2 protein-coding genes are annotated in these 1,571 nt (G+C 44.8%); both read right to left on the reverse strand.

Annotation, left to right across the window (positions count from 1 at the left end; translation table 11 throughout):
- Positions 1–1,028 (reverse strand): IS3 family transposase (locus tag HNR50_RS22090; protein ID WP_246434188.1); only part of this gene is annotated, 1,028 nt, incomplete at its 3' end.
- An 11-nt stretch (positions 1,029–1,039) separates the two neighbouring features.
- Complete coding sequence (locus tag HNR50_RS22095; RefSeq protein WP_184748985.1) at positions 1,040–1,522, reverse strand: transposase; 483 nt, start codon at positions 1,520–1,522, stop codon at positions 1,040–1,042.
- Positions 1,523–1,571 lie beyond the last annotated feature (49 nt).

Here is a 1,571-nt window from a genome sequence, read left to right on the forward strand (position 1 = left end):
CTTTCTGATTTCTGTTTCAGTTCTATCCTGGTATCAGCAGTTGGATTCAGATATACAACATGCTTTTTCGGCAGCTGTTTGACGCCATTGCTCCATCTAATGGGATTATTTTTATAAGCCTCTTGCATGGCCTCATTCCGCTTTTTTACAATATCTGGATATTCGCCGTTTCTGACCTGCATAGGCGTAATGTAGTGCAATCCCGAGTGTTTATGAGATCCGTTATATGAATGAACAAAATCGGCGAACCATGCTCTAGCACCGGTAATAGTCTTGAACTTTCCCGGATAGGAAACATGAGTTTTCAACGTCTTGAACCACGACTCTATAAAAGGGTTGTCATCGCTCACACGAGGTCTGGAATAACTATTGGAAATACCCAGATCATAGAATAGAGCCATCAGCGACATTCCCTTCATGGGATTACCGTTGTCAGAATGTACAAAGACATTCGGATAGCCGTTTTCTTCAAACGCAGTCTGAAAAAGTTCTCTGGCATATTCGTCGTCTTCCCTGTCGTGTATGGACCATTTGACTATGCTCCTGTCCCATATATCGATGATGGTGTAGGCAAAGTAGAATATGCCATGGATGTCAGTACGGAGCCAAGTGATGTCCCACGTCCAGACCTGATTTGGACCTGTGGCTACCAGTTCCGGCGGTTTGTTATGGCTCTTCCTGGGACGTGTATTCCCGCGGTGACGAATAAGCCCTGCTTCTCTTAATACTCGATAGAACGAACTCTCGCTGGCGATGTAAGTCCCTTTATTCAAAAGAGATGCCACAATTTTATATGGATTTTCATCTTTGTACTCATTGCTGCAGCTGATATCAATTATGCTCTGCTGTTCTTCTTGAGAGAGCTTGCGGGCGACAACCTTCGGCGCGCCTTTACGAGTGTCCGTGATCTTACCACTACGCCAGCGTTCAAAGGTGCTTATGGATATTTCAAGAGTGTCACAGGCCTTTACGAGACGAGCACCGCATCGATTGGCTTCCCTGATCAATTTCACAGCTTCCAGTCGCATATTCTCGGGAATCAGTCGTCCTCGTCGTCCCCCCAGAGTTCCTCGGCTTTTTTTTTAAGAGTATAAAGTGCGGCCATTTCGGCCAGGGCTTTTTCCTTCTTACTCAGCTCTTTTTCCAGGCGTTTGTTTTCCTTCTTGAGCCGTTTAATTTCTTCTTTTTCTGTCTGACCTTTATCTTCTACCAAATCCCGCAATTCCTGTTCATAGAGTGTAATGTGTTCGGAGTGCAGACCCTTTTCTCTGAGCCACTTCCCTTGATCATTTTCAGATACGGATTTTGACTCAATCACCAGATTGAATTTCTCTCTGGAAGAGCGTCCGGCACCTCCTACTGTATCTTGTTTTTCCAATGTACCATCTTTTGCCTGGGCCAACCAGTTCCTCAAGGTTTGATCAGAAATCCCGGCTTCTCTGGCTACTGAAGCAATCGGTCTACTTTGCGGCGGTAATACCTTTTTTACCTGTGTCTCTTTGAATCCGAGACTGTATCTCATAGTTGAAACTCCTTTTAAAGTGATCCTTCAACTATGTTGACATATAGGG

This window comes from Spirochaeta isovalerica, assembly GCF_014207565.1.
Classification (GTDB): domain Bacteria; phylum Spirochaetota; class Spirochaetia; order DSM-2461; family DSM-2461; genus Spirochaeta_F; species Spirochaeta_F isovalerica.